The organism is Planktothricoides raciborskii GIHE-MW2 (assembly GCF_040564635.1).
Classification (GTDB): Bacteria; Cyanobacteriota; Cyanobacteriia; order Cyanobacteriales; family Laspinemataceae; genus Planktothricoides; species Planktothricoides raciborskii.
The window spans coordinates 779,124-804,299 of sequence record NZ_CP159837.1; the positions used below are offsets into that span (position 1 = coordinate 779,124).

Consider the following 25,176-nt stretch of genomic DNA (forward strand, 5'->3'; position numbering starts at 1 on the left):
CACCCTACACCCTACACCCTACACCCTCCGCATGGTGCGTTACGGCTGGCATAAAAGTTAATTGTTGATGTCAAATTTATCTGCCAGCCTAACACACCCTACATTTTGCTACATTTGTGCAGATTGTGGTGCGTTACGGCTGGCATAAAAGTTAATTGTTTATGTCAAATTTATCTGCCAGCCTAACACACCCTACATTTTGCTACATTTTGCTCTGTTAAAATATTCTGTAGGGGTGATCGCGAATCACCCCTACTCCGGTCATGCAACGCCCTTAAATTTGGGTGAAAACCCGGTTTTTAGGCTATCTAGAAATTATCGCAATTCGCGATCGCCATCCTCATGGTTTCCAGCGCTTACACTTCTGCCCGAAGGCTCAATTTTAAAATTCCTTAATATTCTTCTCTTCTAGTTTCACCCCATATTGCTGGGCAAATTTAACTTTTCTGTTCTTGCGAGATGAGGTGTCTCTGGGATATTTTTCCGAGCGGAAAACAATATAAGCTTCATAAGTAAAACCTAGGGTGATAAAATCCTGGGAATTTTCTTTAAACTTGGTCTGAAAAAAGTCGATAGTTGCTCCGAGTTGCTTCATCGCTTCTTCGGCCCGATCGCACCTGGTATTCTGATTATCTGATGTAACATTGAGCTTCAATTCGGCAAAGCAAAGAGTTTGATTGTTGAAAACCATACAATCCGATCGCCTTCCTGCATCACTGTCACTATCGGGAAAAAAGCAGCTATCCAGGGCTAAAAAATGAATGGGTTTAGGTGCTTGAGAATTAATAATGATAAAACTGGGGAAAGATTCATCATTATGGGTGGGGACGATATACGATCGCCCTTGGGAATTTTCGCGGATGTGAAAGCGATCGCGGTCATCAATATCATAGCATTCCTCTATCGGGCGATCGGGAAAAATTTCTGCTAAAGCTGCCAAAAACTGCTGGTCAATACTCAATTTTTCTGCCTCCTCAGAAATCGGTCATATAGGCGATCGAACTCATCTGCTAACTCATCAGATACTTCATCCAAAGAATTTTGATCGATTAAATTAGTTTCTGGATCGATAATCGATTCACTCCTGCCATCTTTCAACCGATAAACCCCGGTTTGTGCTGGTCGGAGAAAAAATCCTTGATTCGGTTCCAGAGAGTCACCCTGTTCCTGTACCATCGAAGCAAACAATAAATTATTAATCACGCTGAGGATATAGGGACTATGAGTGGTTAAAAACACTTGACTTTGGGTTTTGTTGAGCAGCATCGTCATCATTTCGATTAAGTGCTTTTGGGCAGTCGGAAATAGATGCGCTTCTGGTTCTTCAACGACTCTAAAGGTATTTTCTCCATTCAGCAATATCAGAAAAATATCTTGCAGTATTCTAATTACTTCTTGTTGTCCTGATGAGGCATTATTCAGGTAAACATAACCCTGGCGATCGGGCAAATTGATCACCTCACCAAAATCATTCATTTCATACTTGCCTTTTAATATTTTTTCCACTTTACCCTGGATATATTCGACATCCCTCTCACTGAGGTGAGATTCTCTGGTTAAATAGTCTGTCGTCAAAATGGCAAAAGTTTTTAACTCTTTAAAGCTGGCATTGATATAATTAACTCTTTCCAGAAACTTAATCATTAAATAAGTATCCTGGACAAATTTGTTGTTAATCCTGTTCTCGTCAGTTAATCGTTGTAAGTTGCTGGTTAAACTCCCATAAAAAGTCTGTTGAAAAAAATCAGCATAAGTGACCGCCATATTTCGACCAGCCGGAATAAAAACTGGGGACAGATGACTGTTGAATGAATCAATGACAAGTTGAGATAATTTTTTCAGTGAATCCTGATAAGCTTTTTTTTCATGTCTGTTTTTTTGCCCCGATGATTGCTCTAATTCCTGAATAATAGCTAAGATTTCACCGGCAATTAATTTCTCGTAAAGCGGCGGTGATAATTGAGTTTGTAACTTATTAAAAGCATTATAACCTGTTTCTGGACAAAGAGTTATTTTATGATTTACTCTTGAATAATCATACTGAATTTTGAAATTACCTGAAAATTGGATTGAACCAAAAAACTGATAAAATTTACGACTAATTTCAGATCCTAAACTTGTTTCAAAGTTTTTCTGCCAGTCGAAACCAGTTCCTAGGCGATCGGAGATAAAATCAAAATACAGATCGCCTAGGGATTGAAAAAAATAGACCAGTTTAGCCAGAGTGCTTTTTCCCGTGGCTTGTTCTCCGATGAGAACTACCATGTCTCTGATTTCTAGTTCAGCATTTTGAATGCCTTTGAATTTTTCTACTACAATTTTTGGCATTTTTTTATATATTTATATATTCAAAAATCAGATAATTTTAGGGAATGATGACCGGAGGCAGAGCCTCCCGTGGGGCATTCCCAGGCAGAGCCTGGGAACGAGAAACACACCCTACACCCTACACCCTACACCCTCCGCATGGTGCGTCTAGGCTGGCATAAAAGTTAATTGTTTATATCACAGTTATCTGCCAGCCTAACACACCCTACATTTTGCTACTAGGCTATCTATAAATTCTCCCGATTCGCGATCGCAGTCTGCATTTTTTCCAGCACTTCTGCTACGGAAATCGTGCCTAATTCCCCATTAGCACGAGTGCGAATACTGAGGGAATTGGCCTCAACTTCTTTGGCCCCGACTACCGCCATGACGGGAATTTTAAGCTTTTCCGCATTGCGAATTAACTTACCCAAGCGATCGCCGCTGGTATCCACTTCGGCGCGAATTCCGCGCATCTGCATTTGCTTAACCACGTCGTGAGCAAAGGGCAAATATTCATCGCTGACCGGCAACAAACGGGCTTGAATTGGCGCTAACCACAGCGGAAAATCGCCGGTATATTCTTCAATTAAAATCCCGATTAAGCGTTCCAAAGACCCAAATGGGGCACGATGAATCATTACCGGACGTTGCCGAGAACCATCGGCGGCGGTATATTCTAAACTAAATCGTTCGGGCAAATTATAGTCTACTTGCACGGTGCCTAATTGCCATTCGCGATCGAGGGCATCCCGGAAAATAAAGTCTAATTTTGGCCCATAAAATGCCGCTTCCCCTGGGGCTTCAAAATATTCCATGCCCAAAGTTGTCACCGCATGACGGATAGCATTTTCCGCTTTTTGCCACACTTCATCAGAACCAATATATTTATCAGAATCCGGGTCACGGAAACTTAAACGAGCCTTAAAGTTCTTCAGTTGCAGACTCTTAAAGACTGATAAGATTAAATCGACGACGGCTAAAAATTCCCCTTCTAACTGTTCTGGAGTAACAAATAAGTGGGAGTCATCCACGGTAAAGCCGCGTACCCGTGTTAAACCTCCTAATTCTCCCGATTGTTCATAGCGGTAAACCGTGCCAAATTCCGCTAACCGCATGGGCAAATCGCGATAGGACCGCAATTCACTCTTATATATTTGAATATGGAAGGGGCAGTTCATCGGTTTGAGGACAAAACCTTGTTCGGCGATCGCGGCTTTTTCATCTTCCGCCATCATGGGGAACATATCCTCTTTATATTTTTGCCAATGGCCGGACATTTTGAATAAATCCACACGAGCAATATGCGGTGTCACTACTGGCAAATAACCGCGTTTCAGTTGTTCTTGTTTGAGGAAATCTTCCAAAAGCGATCGCAAAATCGTCCCTTTTGGCGTCCACAACGGCAGCCCAGGCCCAACGGGATCGGAGAAAATAAATAAGCCCAATTCTTTGCCTAATTTACGATGGTCCCGTTTCAGGGCTTCTTCCTTGCGGCGTTGATATTCTTGTAATTGCTCTGGAGTTTCCCACGCGGTGCCATAAATCCGCTGTAACTGCTGTTTATTCGCATCTCCACGCCAATAAGCCCCCGCCACACTTTCCAGGGCGATCGCTTTTGGGTTCAGTTCGGCGGTATTTTCCACATGAGGACCCGCGCATAAATCCCACCATTCGTCACCCAGGTGGTAGAGGGTAATCGGTTCTTTTAAATCCGCGAGAATTTCTAACTTATATGGCTCGTTAATCGCTTCAATTCGCCGTTGGGCTTCTTCGCGGCTGACTTCTTCCCTAATGACCGGCAATTTTTTCTTAATAATCTTGGCCATTTCTTGTTTAATGGCTTTCAGATCCGCTTCCGTGAAGGCTTCGGGATTGTCAAAATCATAATAGAAACCGTAATCAATCCACGGCCCAATGGTCACTTGGGCCTGGGGAAATAGCTTTTGCACCGCCATTGCCATAACGTGAGACGTGGTGTGGCGAATTTTCTTGAGTTGCTCAGACTCGCTGGTGCGCGGTAAATAGAGCATTTCGGGCTGTTCTGTTTTGCCTGAAGATGAAGACATATCCGAATCAATCGATCAATATATGTGCCCATTTATTATCTCACAGACAGAAACCGGGTTAATTTAATTCATCTCGGTGTTGATGGAAATGCGATCGCAGAAACCCGGTTTCCCATCCCAGGTTTTTTATTTCAGCAAGCGATCGCATTTCATTTTGGCTTTTATCCTGCCGGTTTATTAGTTTTCATTTAGTTTTGTCATTTAGTTTTGATTAGGATTAGCACCGGACTGATTTTTAGCCACTGTTTCTACTAACTCAAGGTCTAGCCCTAGACTTTGTGCGATACGTTCTACAGTCAATCCCGCTTCTAATAATAAGGGGATAGTTTCTAGCTTGCCTTCTAGCTTGCCTTCTACCTTATAGTCCGCTGCTACATCTTGAAAATAGCGGGTCTTTTTTAAATCCTCTAAACCAAACATTGCTTCTAACTCCTTGCGACTTAACTGCGGTAATTTGTAAATCAAGATTATCTCTATCAATTCTACAACTTTTTGCTTTAGGGCTGCCTCCTTTAATTGCGATCGCCCATCATCATCTATAATTTACTCTGTGATTCTCTGTGTCTGAAGTGGTAAACATAAACCACCAAGACACGAAGAAATTGATCGGCAAGAAAAGAAACCGGGTTTCTTTGGTGGATCGCAAAGATAATTGTTTATAGCGGAGAAGAAACCCGGTTTCTGGGCACGGTCTGCACTCCTTTTAACAGGGAACATTATAAATTTTCAATAAATTGCTCAACTGTTATTTGAGCTTGCTTGAGGATTCCGCTTAAAGTCCCCACTTTTAATTCTTGATGTACCGGAACAACACAACCAATTTTTACCGATTCAGTTTCTTTTTTCATTACAACATGACTGCCGGGAAAGTCTAACTTGCTCAAATCCTAAAAGTTCCAGCACTCGAATTGCTTCTTTACTAGAAATTCGCGGCATTTTAGGCATAGCTAACCTCAATGCTAGTCACAAATCTAGGAGATATTTCTGAGTCAGAAAATTCTTCTAAATAAAGTCGTGTTGCTTCTCTGAGACCAGCGAAAAGCCTTACGGCATAGCTTCGCTTACCGCCTGTTCGATTGTTTCTCCTTGATCCACTGTGCCGATTTCAGGACATTCGGCAATATACATATCATCTTCTTTATAAACAACCACTGCAAGGCTACGACTTTTCATAGGATGGCTTTTCTCCAATTACTATCATAGATTATGATATCACTTTTTTTAAAATTATTATCGACATCAGTTCAGTAACCGGCAAATCGCATATTATAATATAATTTACTCTGTGATTCTCTGTGTCTGAAGTGGTAAAGATAAACCACAAAGGCACGAAGAACACAAAGGACAAGATATATCGCTCATTTGCTTGGGAAAGAATAATGAACAATTTTGGCGAAAAAGTTAGTTTTATTTGGAGTGTAGCGGATTTAATCCGGGATACCTTTAAACGGGGAAAATATCAGGATGTAATTTTGCCGTTTACGGTGTTGCGGCGGTTGGATTGTGTGCTGAAAGAAACGAAAGCAGAGGTTTTAGAAGCTTATTATAAATATAAGGATAAGTTGAACAATCCTTACGATATTTTATGCAAAAAATCGGGATTCGCTTTTTACAATATATGTCGCTTTGATTTTGACAAGCTGGTAGAAAATCACGCTGATTTAGCAGCGAATTTAAATCACTATATCCTCAGCTTTAGCCCGAACATGAGGGAAGTGTTAGAAAAGTTTGACTTTGCCAATACTATTAAAAAGCTAGATGAGTCGGATTTACTCTATTTGGTGACAGAAAAGTTTAAGGATATTGACCTACACCCGGATAAAGTGTCTAATCTGGAAATGGGTTATATTTTTGAGGAGTTAATTCGCAAGTTTAATGAAGCCCTCGACGAAAACCCAGGGGAACATTTTACCCCCCGCGAGGTGATTCAGTTAATGGTGAATCTGATTTTTTCCCAAGATCAAGACCAGTTAAGTCAAGATTATATTACCCGGACGATTTATGACCCTTGTTGTGGGTCGGGGGGAATGCTGACTACTGCTAAGGAAAGGATGCTGGATTTGAACCCAAAGGCGAAGGTTTATTTATTTGGGCAAGAGGTGAATCCTGAGACTTTTGCTATTTGTAAATCTGATTTATATATGAAGAGTGAAGATGGCAAGGATGCGGAGAATATTAAATGTGGCAGTACCTTGGCTAAGGATGAGCATTTTGATACAAATTTTGACTATTTGTTGGCAAATCCGCCCTATGGGAAAGATTGGAAACGGGATCAAGAGGCAGTGGCAGCAGAGGCAGGGGTTCCTAATAGTCGATTTGCCGCCGGGACGCCGCGAATTAGTGACGGGCAGTTGCTATTTTTGCAGCATATGTTATCAAAAATTAAGCCAGTACAAGACGGAGGCAGTCGGGTGGCGATCGTGATGAATGGGTCGCCGTTGTTTACCGGAGACGCGGGCAGTGGAGAGAGTGAAATTCGCCGTTGGATTTTGGAGAATGACTGGTTAGAGGCGATTGTGGCTTTGCCGGAACAGCTTTTTTATAATACGGGAATTGCTACTTATATTTGGGTTTTGAGTAATAAGAAAGCCCCGGAAAGAAAGGGTAAGGTGCAGTTAATTAATGCCGCTGATTTTTGGGTGCCGATGCGGAAAAGTTTGGGCAGCAAGCGGCGAGAAATTAGTGATGAGCAAATTTCGCAGATTACCCAGATTTTTACGGAGTTTACGGAGACGGAAGTTAGTAAAATTTTTGATAGTGAAGATTTTGGTTATCGGAAGATTGCGATCGAGCGACCGTTGCGGCTGAATTTCCATGTCACCCCGGAAAGAATTGCCAGAGTAAAGGAGCAATCGGCGTTTATTAATTTGGCCAAAAGTAAGAAGAAAAGCCCGGAAATGCGGGAAATTGAGGAACAGGCAGGAGAGGAACAACAAAAGCTAATTTTAGGGATGTTGGGGACTTTGCCGGATACTTTATTTAAGAGTGGGCAGGAGTTTGAGAGGGTGTTGAATAAAGCCATCAAAGCCCAGGGTTTAAAGCTATCCGCAGGGTTGAAAAAGGCAATTTTAACGGCGCTTTCCGAGAAGGATGAAACGGCGGATATTTGTTTAGATAAGGATGATAATCCCGAACCGGATGCGGATTTACGGGATACGGAAAATGTGCCGTTAAAAGAAGATGTGATGAGTTATTTTAATCGGGAGGTTAAGCCCCATGTTGCGGATGCTTGGATTAGTGATGCGGTGCGAGATGCTTGGGATGGGGAGTTAGGTAAGGTGGGTTATGAGATTAATTTTAATCGTTATTTTTATCAGTATCAGCCGCCCCGCGATTTAGCAGAAATTGAGGCGGATATCCGGGATATTGAAGGGGAAATTTTGGCGATGTTAGGAGAGGTGGTAAGATAGCTATCGGTAGGGTGTGAAAGCGCGAAGCGTAACGCACCAATCCCTTATATATAAAGCTAACAGATCGCTGACGCAATAATCCGCCGGGGGTTAAAACCCCCGGCTAATAGCCCAAGTCGGTTAAAACCGACTAAATTTTTCACTAATAAACATGATTAGTCGGATTTATTCACAATTCCCTGTAGGGGCAAAGCATTCCGGCAAATAAAATAATGCTTAAAACATTAACTTGACTACCGGAATGCTTTGCCCTTAGCCTGGGGATCTAACCCCCGGCGGTTGGTGCGATCGCTGACATTTTTAACCGATCGCCGGTCAAATAATCCGCCGGTCAAATAATCCGCCGGTCAAATAATCCGCCGGTCAAATAATCCGCCGGTCAAATAATCCGCCGGTCAAATAATCCGCCGGTCAAATAATCCGCCGGTCAAATAATCCGCCGGTCAAATAATCCGCCGGTCAAATAATCCGCCGGTCAAATAATCCGCCGGTCAAATAATCCGCCGGTCAAATAATCCGCCGGTCAAATAATCCGCCGGCTAATAGCCCAAGTCGGTTAAAACCGACTGAAATTTTTAACCGATCGCTATAATTAGTAGGATTTATCCGACTTTCGCTATGAGACCGCCATCGTTTTAACCCCCGGCGGTTGGTGCGATCGCAGTACAATATATCATCGAATAAAATAGGGGTTTTCCGTATCGGGGCAACGACCCAACGGATTGCCCCTACGCACAATTAAAATATCGCAGGTTAAAGGTATGAAAAATTGGCAGCGTTATCCAGAGTATAAGGATTCTGGGGTTGAGTGGTTGGGAGAAATTCCAAAGCATTGGGAGGTGAAGAAGTTAAAATATGTATGTCAAATACTGAGAGGAAAATTTACTCATAGACCTCGTAACGATCCTCGTTTTTATGATGGGTCTTATCCTTTTATTCAAACAGGTGATGTAGCAGCCGCTAATAAATATATTACGACTCACAAACAAACACTGAATGATTTGGGCTTTGCTGTAAGTAAAGAGTTTCCCAAAGGGACTCTTATTATGACAATTGCTGCAAACATTGGTGATATTGCTATTTTAGATTTTGCGGCTTGTTTTCCAGATAGTATAGTTGGTTTTGTTCCTGAAAATAAAAATAATCTTAATTATCTGTATTACAATTTTTTGGCCATGAGGCCAGACTTGCTTAAAACAGCAACCTTAAATACTCAAATGAATCTAAATGTTGATCAAATAGGAAGCTTATTGACTATTTTACCACCTCTCTCCGAACAAAAATCGATCGCGCATTTCCTCGATCGCGAAACCAGCAAACTTGACAAACTCATCGCCAAAAAACAGCGCTTTATTGAACTTCTCCAAGAAAAGCGCACTGCCCTAATTAGTCATGCTGTCACCAAAGGACTAAACCCCGATATCCCGATGAAAGATTCTGGCATTTCGTGGTTGGGACAAATTCCAAAACATTGGTTGTCACTTCCAGCATTTACTATTTTTCAAGAACAACAAATATCTAATAAGGGAATGATTGAAAAAAATCTTCTTTCTCTTAGCTATGGAAATATAATTAGAAAGGATATTGATACTCACTATGGTCTTTTACCACAGTCATTTGAAACCTACCAAATTGTTTTTCCTGGTAATCTAATTCTAAGATTGACAGATTTACAAAATGACAAAAGAAGCTTAAGAGTTGGTTTAGTAAAAGAAAAAGGAATTATTACATCAGCATATCTTTGTTTAACTCCACACAAACTTATCTCAGAGTATGCTTACTATCTTCTTCATTCGTATGATATTACAAAAGTTTTTTATACTATGGGTGCAGGAGTAAGACAGACAATGAAATTTGTGGACTTGAAAAAGTTATCTATCTTAGTTCCCCCTCTCTCCGAACAAAAAGCGATCGCTCATTTCCTAGACCAAGAAACCGCGAAAATTGACACCCTTATCGAAAAAACCAAAACCAGCATAGAAAAACTCAAAGAATATCGCACCGCCCTAATATCTGCTGCCGTCACCGGGAAAATCGACATTCGAGAGGAGATTTAGGGATCCGCCATTTCTTAGTGTCCTTCGTGTCTTCGTGGTGAAAAAAACCACAAAGACACAAAGAACACAAAGATATTCGTCCGGTGGGCAAAATAATCCCTACCCAAAAATTAATAATTTATCCCAAAATATCCGGGGAAACAGCGATCGCGATCTAATTAATTATTATTACGAAAGCGATCGATTAACTCCTCACGAGATAACTGCATCAACAAGGGAGTAAACTCTGACGGTGGTAAACTCAATACCGAGTCAATAATCAAGGTTAATTCTGGGTCAACTGCCCCAAAACGAAACCTCAATAAATTCTCAACAACCAAACGTTCTCCTTGTTGCAAACCCGACAGTTTTGCGGATTCTAACTGTTGATCGAAAAGAGGAGATAAGCGCATAATTAATTCTCTATCCTCCAAACTACTACTTTGTTTAGATTCTAAATCGGCCTTTAGTCGATTTAACAGAATAAACGCATTGGCCCGAAAAGGATTATCTGGGGGAAGCTGTTCGATTTCATTAATAGCTTGCGCCTGAACTTTACCCCGCCCTAAAACCCGCAACCAAAGGGTGTCCAAATTCCGGGGTAATTGGTGAATCACCACAATTACAGTTCGCAATTGCGGCGGCAGAAAGTAAACCCCCATTGGCCAATATTCTAAATCTAGGGTAGCACCAAATTCTTGCAACAGGTTTTCCGACGCCGTTGGAGTAAGAATCCATAATTTCGGTTTCCCTTCTTCCGCAATACTACCCCGGTTGCGGTTAGCCTCTCGTTGCAATTCCCCCCGAATTTCCAATAACTTTAACAGACAATCAGAAATTTCATCGGCAGTCACCGGGTTACGAAATGGTTCAAAAATTGCCGGAGTAGCGATCGCGCGGGCTAAAATTCCCAACGAGTCTGGGGGCAATGTGAATTCTGATTTAGGCGAAAACCATAAATCAACTTGTCTAACTTCTCCGGCAACCCGACGCGGGGACTGAATAGTTCCGTAGGGAGTGAGTAATTCTTCTAGATAATCTTTGGCAAATTGGTCATGGATAAAACGAGTCACTGGCTGAGATAGATTAAAATAGTAAAATCATCATTAATTCTATCATTATTATTTATTCGTAGGGTGGGTTAGGCGGCCTAAAATTTTCGGAAAACATCACAATATTTTTATCCGCCGTAACCCACCTTCCGAGACTTATAGTTAGTCTTAGGGTGGGCCAACTATCAAAACTTAATAATTTATCCCACATATTCATATAATTTGCCCACGCGACATTTTCGGAGACAATTCAAATGCTAACTGCCAACCATAAAAGCAGACATCAAACTCCATAAAAAAGTTTAACTGACCTAAAATAATCGGCGGATCGTTAGATTTAGCCCAAGCAAAAGCCAAAGAAATAGGTGGAAAATCACCAATTTGACCCACCACAGCCAAACCCCTTGCTTCTACAGGGGCAAGATTACCCGCTAAGGCAATTGAAAGGGTTTGCTCTTCCCAAACGGCTCCTAACTCTAAACCCACATTATATGGTAAAACATTCAGACTCGATCCCGTATCTAATAAAGCAAAAAATTCCCAAACAGAATCTCGATAACCTAAAGTAATAGGCACACAAGGAAAAAAATTGGTTTGTCCTGCTTTATTCCTTCGTTCGATAAAAGGAAATCGTTGAGAATTTCGCATTTTATTTTTTCTTCTCTTGTTCTAATAGACTCATTAACTTTTGAGCAGCATCACTATAATCATAAGGCGACCACAGACGATAAGCCACTTCATTATCTAATGATTCTAATCCTTTTCTTTTGGCTAATTCAGCAGTTAAAATTTGAATAATTTCCACTTGATCGGCATCGGATAACTGCCGCAGTTGCTCTAACAATTCAGGATTTGACATAAAATCACCTTGAATTCACGTTTCTATTTTACCACGATTGATAGCTTTAGTTATCCGTAGGGTGGGCAAATTATCAAAATTTAATAATTTATCCCAAATATTCATAGGATTTGCCCACCCGACATTTACCTCTGTGTCCTTTGTGTCTCTGTGGTTGACTCATTTATTTCCACCACAGAGACACAGAAACAGAGATATCACCAGAATTACCAATCTTTAAAACCTAATAACTCAGCTTGGTCAGAATTTTGCCAAAATTTCTGCCTTTCTGCATGACTCATTATTACATTGGTTCCCACTCGGACTTGTTCAGCATTCAAAAGGTGTTGCTTTTCCCCATTCTCTTTCTTGTCTTGTGCAGAAAGCGACGGCGTTTTCTCTGTTGAATTTAAAGGCATATCCATCTTCTCCACTTACCCGTAGGGTAGGCAAAAGAATCCCTACCCAAAATTTAATAATTTATCCCAAATATTCATAGGATTTGCCCACCCTACATTTACCCGTAGGGTGGGCAACCTCCCAAAATTTAATGATTTATCCCAAATATTCATATAATTTGCCCACCCTACATCTGGCAACGAGTCGAGCTTGTATGTTATCATATAAATAGTACATGACTTAAGCATAATCCCTTTGTGTCCTTTGTGCCTTCGTGGTGAAAAAAAACCACAAAAACACAGAAAAACACCAAGACCAACCCTAAAAATAAAATCAACCATGATTGACATTTCCGAGAAAAAGTTTGAAGCCACCATAGAACAAAGCCTACTAAATAGCGGCTATCAAAAACGCCACTCTAAAGACTTTGATAAAACCCATTGCCTGATTCCCCAAGATGTGCTTTCCTTCATCCAAACCACCCAACCCCAGGAATGGGATAAATTTAAATCCCACTATGGAGAAGATGCAGAAACAAAACTGCTTAAACGTCTTGCCAATTTCATCCAAAATCACACCACTTTAGAAGTTTTCCGTAAGGGTCTTAAAGTCAATGGCTGTAAATTTAAACTAACTTATTTCCAACCGGCAAACAACCTAAACCCAGAAACTCAAAAACTCTATCAATCTAATATTTTTACGGTGATTCGCCAACTTTACTACAGCGACAAAAACCCGAAACAAAGCCTTGACCTCACCCTATTTTTAAATGGCTTACCCATCTTTACCGCTGAACTGAAAAACCCCTTAAATGGGCAAACCGTTGAAAATGCCATTAAACAATACAAAAATGACCGCAAACCCCACGAAACCCTATTTAAATTTGGGGTTTGCTTATCTCATTTTGCCCTTGACCCCAACCTGGTCTATATGACTACGAAACTAAAAGGAACTGATACTTATTTTCTCCCTTTTAACCAAGGTCAAGACGAAGGCGCCGGAAACCCCCCAAAAAATTCCGATAAGTCCGGTTATCCCAGCGAATATCTATGGACAACTATCTGGGAAAAAAATAGTATCCTCGATTTAATCCAAAATTTTATGACTCTGGTTAAAGAAGAAGCAACCGACCAGAAATCCGCCAGCAAAAAACTAATTTTTCCCCGCTATCACCAACTGGATACGGTCAGACGCTTGCTGGCAGATGCCAAAGTTCACGGAACCGGGAAACGTTACCTAATTCAACATAGCGCAGGCAGCGGCAAAAGCAACACGATCGCCTGGTTAGCCCACGGATTTTCTAACCTCCATGATGCTAATAATAACCGCGTATTTGATTCGGTAATTGTGGTAAGCGATCGCCGGGTTATCGATAGACAATTGCAAAATGCGATCGGTCAATTTCAGCAAACCACTGGAGTAGTGGAAAATATCGATCAAACCGCCAAACAACTAAAAGATGCCCTAGAGTCCGGCAAAAATATTATTGTCACCACCCTACAAAAATTTGGGGTAATCGTCGATCAAATTCAAGCCCTATCCGGCAAAAAATTTGCCGTTATCATCGATGAAGCCCATTCTTCCCAAAGTGGAGAAAGTAGCCAAAACCTCAAAAGTGTTTTATCAGCTACCACCCTGGAAGCCGCCGAAAAAGAGGATAGCAGCCCCGAACACGATATCGAAGATCGGATTACGGAGGAAGCCAGAAAACGCGGTTTTATTCAAAACCTGAGTTATTTTGCCTTTACCGCTACCCCAAAAAAAGAGACTTTAGAACTGTTTGGCAGCCAACAACCGGACGGCAGTTTTGTGCCATTTAGCCTTTATTCTATGAAACAGGCGATCGAAGAAGGATTTATTCTCGATGTCTTAGCTAATTATACCACATATCAGAGTTATTTTAAACTATTAAAAACAATTGAATCTGACCCCAAATACGATCGCCAAAAAGCCGCCTCTCTCCTGCGTAACTTTGTGGAACTACACGAACATACTATTAAACAGAAAATCGCGACGATAGTCGAACATTTTCACGACCATATTGCCCAGCAACTCAACGGCAAAGCCAAAGCCATGATTGTCACCCGTTCCCGACTCCATGCGGTCAGATACAAACTAGCATTAGATGACTATTTACGCGCCAAACAATTACCCTATCAATCCTTAGTTGCTTTCACCGGAAAAGTCAATGATGGGGCAGAATTTACCGAAACCAGCATGAATACCGCCTCAGCAGGGACAAAAATATCAGAAAGTGCCACCGCTGAAACCTTTAAACAAGATAAATATCGCTTTTTAATTGTGGCGAATAAATTCCAAACCGGCTTCGATCAACCCCTCCTAGTTGCCATGTATGTAGATAAAAAAATCGCGGGATTAATTGCCGTACAAACCCTCTCGCGGCTGAATCGCATTTATCCCGGCAAAGAGTCAGTATTTGTCCTGGATTTTGCCAACGAAGCGGATGATATCCAGAAAGCTTTTGCCCCTTATTACGATCGCACCTTATTAACCGAAGCCACCGACCCCAACATATTATATGATCTGCAAATAAAACTGGATAACTACCACTTTTATCAACCCAGAGAAATAGAACAATTCGCCCAAATTTATTTTAACACCCAGGGCAGTCAAGCAAAACTGTATGCGGTACTGACCCCAACGTGCGATCGCTACAAACAAGCCCCCGCAGAAACCCAGCTTAAATTTTATCGCCAACTCAAAGAATTTATTAACCTCTATCGTTTTCTCTCCCAACTGTTGCCCAGCCCCGACCCCGAATTAGAAAAATTATATCATTTTTATCGCTATTTAATCCGTCTATTACCCCTTGCCAAAACTACCCTACCCTTAGACATACAGCAGAATATTGAACTGGAATCATATCGCATCAAACAAACCTATCAGGGTCAAATTGACCTAAAACAAGAAGTTACAGAAAATCCCAGCAATTCTCACGGTAAAACTCCGAAAATTGCTAAAGAAGAAATTGCCACTCTCTCCCAAATCATCCAAGACATTAACCAACAATTTGGCACAAATTTCACGGAAAATGAGCGAGTATTTCTTGAACAAATGGAAACCACGTTAGATCGAACCCTGCAAACCAGCATAACCGTCAATGACCGGACAAATATTAAATTAGAATTTGATCACCAAGCCAAAGAACTAATCCAAGAGGCGATCGACTCTCATTTTGAGTTATATAAAAAATTTAATGATAATCAAGAATTCAGGGCATTTTTACTCGGTGCTTTATTTAACCGATTCTTGGAACGTGCTAATCTGGGACAGAAGAGAAAGCCGGTTTCTTGAACAAACCGGCTTTCTGGATTTCTAATATAATAGAATGGATGAATAGAATGGATAATCAGTGAGGTCTAATGATGCCACAAATCACCATTGAAATTCCCGAAAAGCTTGCTGCAAAAATTACTCAAATGGGCGATCGCCTACCAGAATTACTGACCCTAAGTCTCGATCAGCCCGCATTACCAGCCCACATCTACCGATATATTCTAGATTTTCTAGCCAGCAACCCCACACCAGAACAAATTGCCGCTTTCAGTCCTACCCCCGAAATGCAAGAACGTCTGCGGCTTTTGCTCAACCGTAGTCACGCTGGGGAACTGACTGATGCCGAACAAAGAGAACTTGATGAGTATGAAAATATCGAACATTTAGTCATTATGCTCAAAGCTGGTTGCCTACCTTATTTATCTACTACGCCATGAGTTCAACCTATATCCCAACCACACTTCGCCGTCTGGTTGAAGAACGAGCCAATTATCGATGTGAGTATTGTCTAATTCCTGCCTTTGTGGTCTTTTTTCCCCATGAAATTGACCATGTCGTCGCCAAAAAGCACGGGGGTGAGACGGATGAGAATAATTCAAGAAGGGAATTTAAGGAGGCTCTTTTCCCTCTTATATATATGGGCGCATAATATTCCCATTATAACATTTTAATTTGATTTTATTGTACCGTAAGCGATCGCCCATTGTCAAGACTTTTTTAAAAAAATTTTGGTTAAGAATTAAGGAGTGAAATAGAGGGGAGATTTCATAAGCGATCGCAGTTATTTTTTTATTTTCACCACAAAAACACTTCAGACTCCAAAAAGGTTTTCTCTTTGTCTGAAGCGGCGAAAAATTATTTTGCCAATCTGAAAAAATAGCCCGCTAAATTTCCTCTTCCCCGTCCAAATCTGCATACAAATCTTGTAACGTTTGATGCTGCAAACGTCGAGACATCCGCCGATATTTCTTAGACTCCAACTTAGGCTCATATTCCTGATAACCAGAACCCTTAGTTTTCACCTTCAGGCTAGATTCTGTATTACTCTGATTTTGGAGCGACTCTTGATAAGCGATCGCCTCTAACAAAAACTCCCGATAATAATCATAACGCTCCCAATCTCCCCGTACCATACAATTAGGCTCATCCTGGTGCAAACAATCACTAAACTGACATTGATCTGCTGCCAACCTTTGCCGCACTTCTGGGAACAACTGACCCAACTCCTGGGGCGTAAAATCAATATCCGGCTGATTAAAACCCGGAGTATCCGCCAAAAGTCCCCCATTGGGTAACTCAAACAACTCCACATGACGAGTCGTATGACGACCCCGCCCCAATTTCCCCGAAACCTTCGCCACCCGCAAATCAACGTTAGGAATCAACAAATTAATTAAACTAGACTTGCCCACACCGGACGGCCCAGAAATCACCGTCATTTTCCCCGTCAACTTCCGGTGAACCGCCTCAATATTTAACCGATTTTGCACGCTAATAAACAGAGGATCATAACCCCACTGCTGCAAACGTTCCTGATAGTTGCCGCGTTCTGCCTCGGAAACCAAATCACTTTTATTCAAACATAAACAAACCTCTAAACCCGTAGATTCCGCTTTAATTAAAAAGCGACTCAACTGATGGGGGTCTAGAGTAGGTTCTTCTAAAGCAAAAACTAATAAAATTTGATTGGCATTGGCTACCGGGGGACGATCCAGTTCACTCTCACGGGGGAAAACCTGACTAATAGCCCCTCGTCCTCCTTCCCAGTCCGGTTGCTCCACCACCACGCGATCGCCCACCATCACTTGCTGACCCAGCTTTTTCAGCAGCGATCGCCGGGTACAGAGCAAAGACCGTGGCAAATCCGTAGTTTCTGCCCCAGGCAGCGGATCCAACTGCACCTGATAATAATTAGCTTGCACCGCCAAAACCGTCCCCGTCGGGGTCAACTCTCGTTGACCCTCATCCTTACCGGGGGAATTTTGCTGCTGTTGCACCATCAAACTCATCGGGATATCGGGCCTCGACGAACCATCAGGGCAAAAAAGCCACCGCGATCGCAAATACTTTCAACCTCGTGACCTTCCATCACCAAACTATCGGGCACCTGCTCAATTGGTTCTCCTGGGTCCAACCAAACCTCCAACAACTGCCCTGGTTGCATTGGCTGTAAACGGAGTTTCGTTCGCACGAAATTCAGGGGACAAGGTGTCCCCCGCAGGTCAATTTGAGCATCAGGAGTGGATAAAGCTGAATCACCCATCACTTAAACAGACCCAAAAATCCATCTTTACCACCCTTGCCAATGCGAGCCCCCTTGAGTTTGGCTAACTCTTCGAGATGTTTTCGCTCATCAGCCGAGACTTTTTCCGGAATCTCAACGAGTACCGTAATTAAATGATCCCCTCGGCTCACCGGATTGCCCAACCGAGGCACCCCTTTGCCCGGCAGGGTTAACACCTTATTCGGTTGAGTCCCAGGGTCAATAGTGAACTCTGTCGGTCCATCCACCGTATCCACATCAATCTGACAGCCTAAAATCGCTTGGAGATAATTAATCTTCACCTCGGAAAGAATATTAATCCCTTCGCGATTAAATACGGAGTCCTCATTGACAAACAAGTAAACATACAAATCTCCCGAAGGACCGCCTTGCTTACCCGCATCCCCTTCTCCAGAGACTCTTAAGCGAGTGCCATTATCGACCCCAGCCGGAATATTGATTTTGAGTTTTTTCGTTTCTTGTTTATGACCTGCACCACTACAGTCTTGGCACTTACTTTCAATCATTTGACCTGTGCCATTACAAGTTGGACAGACCGAAACTTGAGTAAAGCTGCCAAAAGGAGTCCGGGTGGCCCGTCGCACTTGACCGGATCCGCTACAAGTGCTACAGGTAGTCGGTCGGGTGCCTGGTTTGGCTCCTGTCCCAGCGCAAGTCTTGCAAGTTTCCAGGTGGCTGATGCGAATTTCTTTTTCGCCCCCAAAAATTGCTTCCCGAAACTCTAACTTCAAATCCAGGCGTAAATCATCCCCACGAGTGGGGCCGGTGCGTCGGGGACGAGTTTGAGTGGCTCCACCAAAACCGCCAAAGCCACCGAAAACGCTTTCAAAGATATCCGCAAAACTATCGCCAAAGTCTCCCATTCCCGCACCAGCGGCAGCAGCGCCAGAGACTCCGGCTTCGCCAAAGCGGTCATAGCGAGCGCGGACTTCTGGTTCCGAGAGGACTTCATAGGCTCGATTAATTTCTTTGAACCGTTCCTCTGCGCCCTCTTCTTTGTTTACGTCTGGGTGATATTTCCGTGCTAACCGGCGATAAGCTCGTTTAATTTCTTCTTTATCCGCATTGCGAGAGACACCTAGGATTTCATAATAATCGGTGGCCATAAAGCGCTTCTGGTATGAGTGATATCTTTTGTCCCATGATTGGGATGAATTATTGACATTAGCTGGTCAGCTACCTAACATTGGGGGCGAGATGCCCCTTATGCGTGAAAGCGGGCGGCTGACGAAAGACTTTACATTCGATATAGTATAACCAGCCTCTGGTCAAGCTGTCAACTTTACTTCTCCAGGATATCCTGAAAAGATTCTCTCAATTCCTCCAGCTATCCGAGCAATATTTTCTTAACCAGACTATACCTGTTTTTTATGATATTTTCTTTGACTATATTTTGCCATAGTTTTTATCATATATATAATCATATATATAATCAAATATATATATGATTATATATCTTTGGTTAATTTAGGTTGTTTGTGTAGTGGTTTTATCTGGATGAAAACTTAATAAAATACGCCAAAAAATATCTGTAAAAATGCAATTCTACGGATATTTTTCGGCAAAAAACTGCTAATTTACCGATGGTTCTAAAGCGGCGGCTGGTTCAGAATCCTCAGCTTCTGTTTTAGAATTGACGGTTTCTGGGTTTTCCGGGGATAGGGAAGTTTCCTTGCTGTACACTTCTATGCCCACGGAAAACATTGTTTGTTGAAAAGCGGAGATTTTTTCTCGTAAATCTTCGAGGGTGACTTTCGGATCGGCGATCGCCTCTTTCAGACTGGCGGCTTTTTGCTTAATATCAAGTTTTAGCTCTTTACTCAGCAATTTGACCTTATCTTTCACCGTCGAATCTAAATTATTAAATAAACTGATCGCCTCACTTTTTGCCTCCGCAATTTGTCGGCGCAGCTTATCTTGGTCAGCAAACGCTTCCGCATCTTGGCGCATCTTCTCGATTTCCGTGTTACTCAAGCCCCCAGTATTGGTAATTTGAATGCTTTGGGCTTTGCCACTGGTTTTATCCTCCGCCACCACATTCAAAATGCCATTAGCATCAATGTCAAAGGACACCTCAATTTGGGGTATCCCTTTAGGGGCGGGGGGAATATCACCGAGGATAAACTTACCCAGGCTTTTATTATCTTGTGCCATTGCCCGTTCCCCTTGGAGCACATGGATTTCCACGCTGGTTTGGTTATCGACAGCGGTGGAAAACGCTTGACTGCGACTGGTGGGGATGGTGGTGTTACGTTCAATAATTTTTGTAAAGACTCCCCCCAAGGTTTCCAAGCCAAAGGATAAGGGGATCACATCCAACAGCAACACATCACTGACTTCACCGCTTAACACCGCCCCTTGAATGGCGGCACCGATCGCCACTGCCTCATCAGGATTCACCGTGCGATCGGGTTCTCTGTCGCCAAAATATTCTTGAATCCGGGCTTGGACAGCGGGGATTCGCGTTGAACCACCCACTAAAACAATCCGACTAATATCATCGGGTTTTAACCCGGCATCTTTGATCGCTTGGGTCACAGGTTCCATCGTGCTTTGCACCAGATGGGTCACCAGTTCTTCAAACTTAGTCCGAGTCAGTTCCATATCCAAATTTTTCGGCCCCATATCATCAGCGGCAATAAAGGGCAAATTAATGGATGTAGTTTCGTGACTGGATAATTCAATTTTGGCTTGTTCCGCCGCTTCGCGAATTCGCTGCATCGCCATTTTATCCACGGACAGGTCAATTCCTTCTTCCACCCGGAATTGTTCCACCACCCAATTCATCAAACAAGTATCAAAGTCATCTCCCCCCAGATGGTTATTGCCTGCGGTGGATTTAACTTCAAAAATGCCGTCTCCCAGTTGCAGAATGGAGACATCGAAAGTGCCACCCCCCAGGTCAAAGACTAAAATTTTCAAATCTTGGTCTTGTTTATCCAAGCCATAAGACAAGGCCGCAGCGGTAGGTTCATTAATGATTCGCAGCACTTCCAGACCGGCGATCGTCCCTGCGTCTTTAGTTGCGTGGCGTTGGGCGTCGGTGAAATAAGCGGGCACCGTAATCACCGCTTGAGTCACCTCTTCTCCCAAATAATTTTCCGCTTCTTGCTTGAGTTTTTGCAGAATAATCGAGGAAATTTCTTGGGGAGTGTATTGAGTCCCGCGAATTTCTACATCTACAGTGTCATCTTTCCCTTTCACGCAGCGGTAGGGAACCCGCGATCGCTCCTCTTCCGTATCATCCCACCGGCGACCAATAAATCGTTTAATACTATAAACCGTATTTTCCGCATTGGTGACGGCCTGCCGCTTGGCCAGATGACCAATTAATCGACTGCCACTTTTCCCAAATCCCACAATCGAAGGAGTGGTTCGTCCCCCCTCCGAGTTGGGAATCACAATCGGTTTGCCCCCTTCTAGTACGGACACGCAACTATTGGTAGTACCCAGGTCGATGCCAATGACTTTTCCCATAGTGATTCGGCGGTGGTCTCAAATTTGATGCTTGTTTCAATCCAAGACTTCCGACATAGCCAGAAGTCTTGTTAGGTCTTAAATCCCCAGCGCGAAAGACCTGGAGATAATCCAGCTATTCTCCCGGTCTTTCGCCGCTCTTGCTTCAGTTTTCGGTTACTGGAGTTTCTGGATTTTCCTCTGCGGCTGCCACCGGTTCTGGTGCCACCGCCACTTTCACCATTGCATGGCGCAAAATCCGCGAATCCAGAACATAACCGCGCATCAGTTCTTCAACCACGGTGCCTTCCGGATATTGATCCGTTGTTTCTCGCATAATGGCCTCGTGCAGATTCGGATCAAACTCTTGTCCTTCGGGACGCATGGGAGAAACGCCGAGTTTTTTCAGCGCATCTACCATTTGTTTGTAAACACTTTGATAGCTTTTGTGAATGTTCATTTCCGCATCATTTTGAGGCTTGATCTGCGATCGCGCCCGTTCAAAATTATCGATCACGGGCAACAGTTCGCGGATCGTCGCACATTTAGACAGAAGGTCGAGTTCTTCTTTTTCTTTTTCGGTCCGCTTGCGGAAATTATCAAAATCGGCACCTAACCGGGCATATTGAGCTTTCAGTTCTTCAACTTGTCCTTTAAGCTCTTCAATTTGGGCCTGGTATGCCTGGTTAGACATCATCAAGCTTTCTACGGCAGCCGCTTGTTCTGCGGCCCTCGCCACTGCGGCGGCCATTTCTGCCGCCGAAACCGTCCGGCCTTGATTTCCATCGTCCGTGTCAAATTCTTCTTCTTCAGAAAGATCCTGGTCTGGAACTGAGGGCGCTTGTTTGGCCTCGGTAGAGGTAGTTGGTGCTTCAACCGAGGTCGCATCACTCTGGTTCGATGACTGTTCTAAAGAGTCATCCTGTTGATTGTCCAGATTTTCTTGCTGCTTGTCCTCTTCGATCATGATTGGCTATTTCCCGTTGCTCAAAATTGCGTTCCCAGGCTGATTCTAAGATTTCTTACGATTGTATCTATGGGGCTGAAGGATGTGCCTAGTTTCATCCGCTCGGCCCTAGCATTTAGGATCATATCGCGTTCCGCGAGATTTTTTACTCACTGGATCGACTGATCTGTAGAGGAGAGAGGTTTTTCGGTTCGTAGACTCGAGGTAAGGCTGACCAAAAATCACTTTTTGGATGTTTTTTGTCCGCCGCCTGCCCTCGTTTTGGGTGTAAGCATATCGGTGTAAAGCATATCATAGATATGAATGACTAATGACTAATGACTAATGACTAATGACTGAGAGTAAATCACCAATAAATAATAAGCAATTATTAGTCATAAGCCATGATTAACCATGATTAACCATCATATATAACTTGTTGCAAACTAGCAATAATATAAAAGAGTCAAATCTTTAGGAAGATTAGGGTTTTTGTGAAATCAGGCTATAGTGAAGTTGATGTCCAGATGTTTTGGCAGCAAATCGGTTTGTGCTGGTGTGGGGTTGGGTATTTTTTGCTTCTATGGGTAAAATGCTGACTGCGATCGCACATGATAAAATGTGGCGATTTCGTGATGGACAGGCTCTCGTTGAGACTCATAGAATTTCTCACATAACCCATAAAGCCTTTTGGGATTAGAGCTTTTGATTAGCATCCTTAACCATCAGTGCAAATCCTTAATCAGTTGGAGCGATCGGATTAATGATTGCCATATTAAAAATTAGTAAGATTAGTAAGCTCGATGCGGTCTTATTTTTGCCCGCCCTCCAAGATCCCTACTCAAAAATCCCAGGAGGTTAATAAATTTCTGCCAAAAGGCCAATGTCGTCACAAGCTGCCGCGAAGCGTTGCCCTCAAAGTCCTAATTAAAGAGGAAATCCTTTGCTTAGGACTTTACCAAAATTGATCGTTCACTATCCTATATTTGCTTGAGCAATTATGACTTACGCATCCCAACGACAGGCTCTTGTCGTCCAAAGTAATTTTTCTCCCTTTGGGAATAAGCTTCTTTCATCCGGTTATGTGGATCATAACCAGATGAAAGAAGCAATTAAACAAAGCCGGGACATGAAAAAGCCCCTGCTAGAAGTTCTCCAAGAACTGACAGACAAACCACTGCCCCCGGAATTACTGCGCCAGTACAAAGTGCAGCAACTCTTTGAACTGAAGCTGATTTATGCGATCGAAGCCTTCGATCCCGAACTAACCGAAATTAGCCAAGAACAGCTAATTGATCTGATTGACAATTTGCTGCCCATTGAAACCTGTCGCCTCCATCGCATTCTGCCGCTATATAAAACCGAAACGAATCCCGCAGCTTTGGTCGTAGGGATGGTCGATCCAGACAAGTTGGATGCACAGGATGACCTCAACCGAATCTTGAAATCCCATTCCCTGGGATTCCAGCGTCGGGTAATTACCCTCGAAGATTATCAACACTTCCTGAATCAATACATAGAAGAAAAAGCGCAGGAAGAAGCCGCCCGGAAAAAGCAGGCGCAAGATAAAGCCAACCAAGTCGATCTCACCGTCGATCCGAATGCCTTCGCCGATGTGGATATTCAGGAAGCTGACGCTGAGGATCAAGATGACATGGACCTCAACAAGTCTCTGCACGCAGCCGAGTCAGCGCCGATTGTGAAGACCGTGAACCAAATCCTGGCTAAAGCCTTGAGCGATGGGGTATCGGACATCCACGTCGAACCCCAAGAAGAATTTCTCCGGATCCGGATGCGGAAAGACGGGGTACTCCAAGAAATCTATAGGCTGCCCTCAAAAGTGGTCAACCCCTTGGTGGCTCGCTTTAAAATTATTGCCGACCTGGACATTGCCGAACGCCGGAATGCTCAAGACGGTCGGATCCGCCGGATCTTTCAGGGACGCACGGTGGATTTCCGGGTGAATGTTCTGCCCAGCCGATTTGGGGAAAAAATCTGTATGCGGATTTTGGATAACTCCTCCACCCAACTCGGTTTGGATATGTTAATCAGCGATCCGGAAGCTTTGGCCAAAGTGCGGGAGTTCGCCAGTCGTCCTTTTGGCATGATTTTGGTGACGGGGCCGACGGGTTCTGGGAAGTCCACCTCTTTGTATTCGGTGTTAGCGGAACGCAACTCCCCAGAGGTGAATATTTCCACGGCAGAAGACCCGATTGAGTATGCGTTGCCGGGGATTACCCAATGTCAGGTGATTCGGGCGAAGGGTTTGGATTTTAACGCGCTGTTGCGGGCGTTTATGCGCCAAGACCCGGATATTATTCTGGTGGGGGAAACGCGGGACCATGAAACGGCCAAAGCAGCTATGGAAGCGGCGTTAACCGGCCACTTAGTGTTAACCACTCTGCATACTAACGACGCCGCAGGAGCGATCGCCCGTTTAGATGAAATGGGCATTGAACCCTTCATGGTGGCAGGGGCGCTGATTGGCATTTCCGCACAGCGCTTAATGCGTCGGGTTTGCAGCAATTGCAAAGTTCCCTATCAACCCAGCCCAGAAGATTTGGCTCGATATGGTTTATCCGCCGCCAAAGAATCCGGGGTGATATTCCACAAAGCCAATTTTATTGCTCCGAGCGATCGAAAAGCCGCCGAAGAAGCGGGCACCCTTTGTCCCAAATGTCGCGGTGGTGGCTACAAAGGTCGGGTTGGCGTCTATGAAGTGCTGAAAAACAGTGATGAAATCTCGGCCTTAATCACTCAACGGGCTCCGACCGCTTTGATTAAAGAAAGAGCAGTCCAAGAAGGGATGGTATCCCTACTGCCCTATAGCCTCAATCTCGTGCGGGAAGGCCATACAACTTTTGAAGAAGTAGACCGGGTGACTTTTACCGATACGGGCTTAGAGGCGGAACTCAAAGCCAAGCGGAAAACAGGTCTGACCTGTCAGGGTTGTGGGGCGGGTTTACAGCCAGAATGGTTAGATTGTCCCTACTGCATGACCCCTCGCTTTAAAGATTAAAGATGAAAGTTAGTCGGAAAATTGACGCTTACCTTCATGCCATCCTATTCACAATCAAGCAAA

The 25,176-nt window shown here is 43.3% G+C and carries 22 protein-coding genes; 7 read left to right on the forward strand and 15 right to left on the reverse strand.

What is annotated here, in order from left to right:
* Positions 1–382 precede the first annotated feature (382 nt).
* The 3 genes from ABWT76_RS03155 to thrS form a co-directional block, all read right to left on the reverse strand.
* The gene (locus tag ABWT76_RS03155) at positions 383–961 is read right to left on the reverse strand and encodes a hypothetical protein (protein ID WP_190878614.1); all 579 of its coding nucleotides are present in this window, start codon (positions 959–961) and stop codon (positions 383–385) included.
* Positions 958–2,328 carry an AAA family ATPase gene (locus ABWT76_RS03160; protein ID WP_354635619.1) on the reverse strand — a complete coding sequence of 457 codons (1,371 nt, stop codon included), beginning with the start codon at positions 2,326–2,328 and terminating at the stop codon, positions 958–960. Before ABWT76_RS03160 ends, ABWT76_RS03155 begins: the two co-directional genes overlap by 4 nt.
* Positions 2,329–2,555: 227 nt before the next feature.
* Positions 2,556–4,376, reverse strand: coding sequence for a threonine--tRNA ligase (gene thrS / locus ABWT76_RS03165; RefSeq protein ID WP_354635620.1), 1,821 nt, complete (start codon positions 4,374–4,376; stop codon positions 2,556–2,558).
* 24 nt (positions 4,377–4,400) lie between these two features.
* On the opposite strand from thrS, the gene ABWT76_RS03170 reads away from it, so the two are divergent.
* Positions 4,401–4,568, forward strand: a complete 168-nt coding sequence (locus ABWT76_RS03170) for a hypothetical protein (RefSeq protein WP_156331946.1) — start codon at positions 4,401–4,403, stop codon at positions 4,566–4,568.
* 9 nt (positions 4,569–4,577) lie between these two features.
* On the opposite strand, the gene ABWT76_RS03175 is transcribed toward ABWT76_RS03170, so the two are convergent.
* From ABWT76_RS03175 to ABWT76_RS03185, 3 genes are all read right to left on the reverse strand, one after another.
* A complete protein-coding gene (locus ABWT76_RS03175; protein WP_156331945.1) occupies positions 4,578–4,919 on the reverse strand; it encodes a DUF2887 domain-containing protein in 342 nt (113 codons plus the stop codon).
* A 173-nt stretch (positions 4,920–5,092) separates the two neighbouring features.
* Positions 5,093–5,224, reverse strand: coding sequence for a type II toxin-antitoxin system HicA family toxin (locus ABWT76_RS03180; protein ID WP_072160878.1), 132 nt, complete (start codon positions 5,222–5,224; stop codon positions 5,093–5,095).
* A gap of 196 nt (positions 5,225–5,420) precedes the next feature.
* Positions 5,421–5,549, reverse strand: a complete 129-nt coding sequence (locus ABWT76_RS03185; RefSeq protein WP_255353237.1) for a type II toxin-antitoxin system HicB family antitoxin — start codon at positions 5,547–5,549, stop codon at positions 5,421–5,423.
* A gap of 206 nt (positions 5,550–5,755) precedes the next feature.
* On the opposite strand from ABWT76_RS03185, the gene ABWT76_RS03190 reads away from it, so the two are divergent.
* Together ABWT76_RS03190 and ABWT76_RS03195 are read left to right on the forward strand one after the other, a co-directional pair.
* Positions 5,756–7,786, forward strand: a complete 2,031-nt coding sequence (locus tag ABWT76_RS03190) for a class I SAM-dependent DNA methyltransferase (RefSeq protein ID WP_054468879.1) — start codon at positions 5,756–5,758, stop codon at positions 7,784–7,786.
* 761 nt (positions 7,787–8,547) lie between these two features.
* Positions 8,548–9,843, forward strand: a complete 1,296-nt coding sequence (locus ABWT76_RS03195) for a restriction endonuclease subunit S (RefSeq protein WP_354635621.1) — start codon at positions 8,548–8,550, stop codon at positions 9,841–9,843.
* Between the two features lie 158 nt (positions 9,844–10,001).
* Here ABWT76_RS03195 and ABWT76_RS03200 read toward each other — a convergent pair whose 3' ends face one another.
* From ABWT76_RS03200 to ABWT76_RS03215, 4 genes are all read right to left on the reverse strand, one after another.
* Positions 10,002–10,895 (reverse strand): hypothetical protein, encoded by an 894-nt coding sequence (locus tag ABWT76_RS03200; protein WP_190878602.1) that lies wholly within the window; start codon positions 10,893–10,895, stop codon positions 10,002–10,004.
* A gap of 192 nt (positions 10,896–11,087) precedes the next feature.
* Positions 11,088–11,522, reverse strand: coding sequence for a hypothetical protein (locus ABWT76_RS03205; RefSeq protein ID WP_054468873.1), 435 nt, complete (start codon positions 11,520–11,522; stop codon positions 11,088–11,090).
* Position 11,523: 1 nt separating this feature from the next.
* Positions 11,524–11,733 carry a hypothetical protein gene (locus tag ABWT76_RS03210; RefSeq protein WP_054468871.1) on the reverse strand — a complete coding sequence of 70 codons (210 nt, stop codon included), beginning with the start codon at positions 11,731–11,733 and terminating at the stop codon, positions 11,524–11,526.
* A 206-nt stretch (positions 11,734–11,939) separates the two neighbouring features.
* Positions 11,940–12,131, reverse strand: a complete 192-nt coding sequence (locus ABWT76_RS03215; RefSeq protein ID WP_072160877.1) for a hypothetical protein — start codon at positions 12,129–12,131, stop codon at positions 11,940–11,942.
* Positions 12,132–12,450: 319 nt separating this feature from the next.
* Between ABWT76_RS03215 and ABWT76_RS03220 the strand changes: the two genes are divergently transcribed.
* The 3 genes from ABWT76_RS03220 (at position 12,451) to ABWT76_RS03230 (ending at position 16,057) form a co-directional block, all read left to right on the forward strand.
* Positions 12,451–15,426: a DEAD/DEAH box helicase family protein gene (locus tag ABWT76_RS03220; RefSeq protein WP_354635622.1), complete on the forward strand. Its 2,976-nt coding sequence runs from the start codon at positions 12,451–12,453 to the stop codon at positions 15,424–15,426.
* 68 nt (positions 15,427–15,494) lie between these two features.
* The gene (locus tag ABWT76_RS03225) at positions 15,495–15,845 is read left to right on the forward strand and encodes a hypothetical protein (protein WP_231636888.1); all 351 of its coding nucleotides are present in this window, start codon (positions 15,495–15,497) and stop codon (positions 15,843–15,845) included.
* Positions 15,842–16,057: an HNH endonuclease gene (locus ABWT76_RS03230; RefSeq protein ID WP_082348983.1), complete on the forward strand. Its 216-nt coding sequence runs from the start codon at positions 15,842–15,844 to the stop codon at positions 16,055–16,057. The genes ABWT76_RS03225 and ABWT76_RS03230 overlap by 4 nt, the downstream gene beginning before the upstream one ends.
* 235 nt (positions 16,058–16,292) lie before the next feature.
* On the opposite strand, the gene rsgA is transcribed toward ABWT76_RS03230, so the two are convergent.
* From rsgA to grpE, 5 genes are all read right to left on the reverse strand, one after another.
* Positions 16,293–17,417 (reverse strand): small ribosomal subunit biogenesis GTPase RsgA, encoded by a 1,125-nt coding sequence (gene rsgA, locus ABWT76_RS03235; RefSeq protein WP_369817784.1) that lies wholly within the window; start codon positions 17,415–17,417, stop codon positions 16,293–16,295.
* Positions 17,414–17,671, reverse strand: coding sequence for a sulfurtransferase TusA family protein (locus ABWT76_RS03240; RefSeq protein WP_054468858.1), 258 nt, complete (start codon positions 17,669–17,671; stop codon positions 17,414–17,416). The genes rsgA and ABWT76_RS03240 overlap by 4 nt, the downstream gene beginning before the upstream one ends.
* Entirely contained in the window at positions 17,671–18,798 is a 1,128-nt protein-coding gene (gene dnaJ / locus ABWT76_RS03245; protein ID WP_054468856.1) for a molecular chaperone DnaJ, read from the reverse strand. The genes ABWT76_RS03240 and dnaJ overlap by 1 nt, the downstream gene beginning before the upstream one ends.
* Positions 18,799–19,264: 466 nt before the next feature.
* Entirely contained in the window at positions 19,265–21,169 is a 1,905-nt protein-coding gene (gene dnaK / locus ABWT76_RS03250; RefSeq protein WP_190878600.1) for a molecular chaperone DnaK, read from the reverse strand.
* Positions 21,170–21,314: 145 nt separating this feature from the next.
* Complete coding sequence (gene grpE / locus ABWT76_RS03255) at positions 21,315–22,115, reverse strand: nucleotide exchange factor GrpE (protein WP_082348982.1); 801 nt, start codon at positions 22,113–22,115, stop codon at positions 21,315–21,317.
* A gap of 979 nt (positions 22,116–23,094) precedes the next feature.
* Between grpE and ABWT76_RS03260 the strand changes: the two genes are divergently transcribed.
* Positions 23,095–25,113 (forward strand): GspE/PulE family protein, encoded by a 2,019-nt coding sequence (locus tag ABWT76_RS03260; RefSeq protein ID WP_054468852.1) that lies wholly within the window; start codon positions 23,095–23,097, stop codon positions 25,111–25,113.
* Positions 25,114–25,176: the final 63 nt, after the last annotated feature.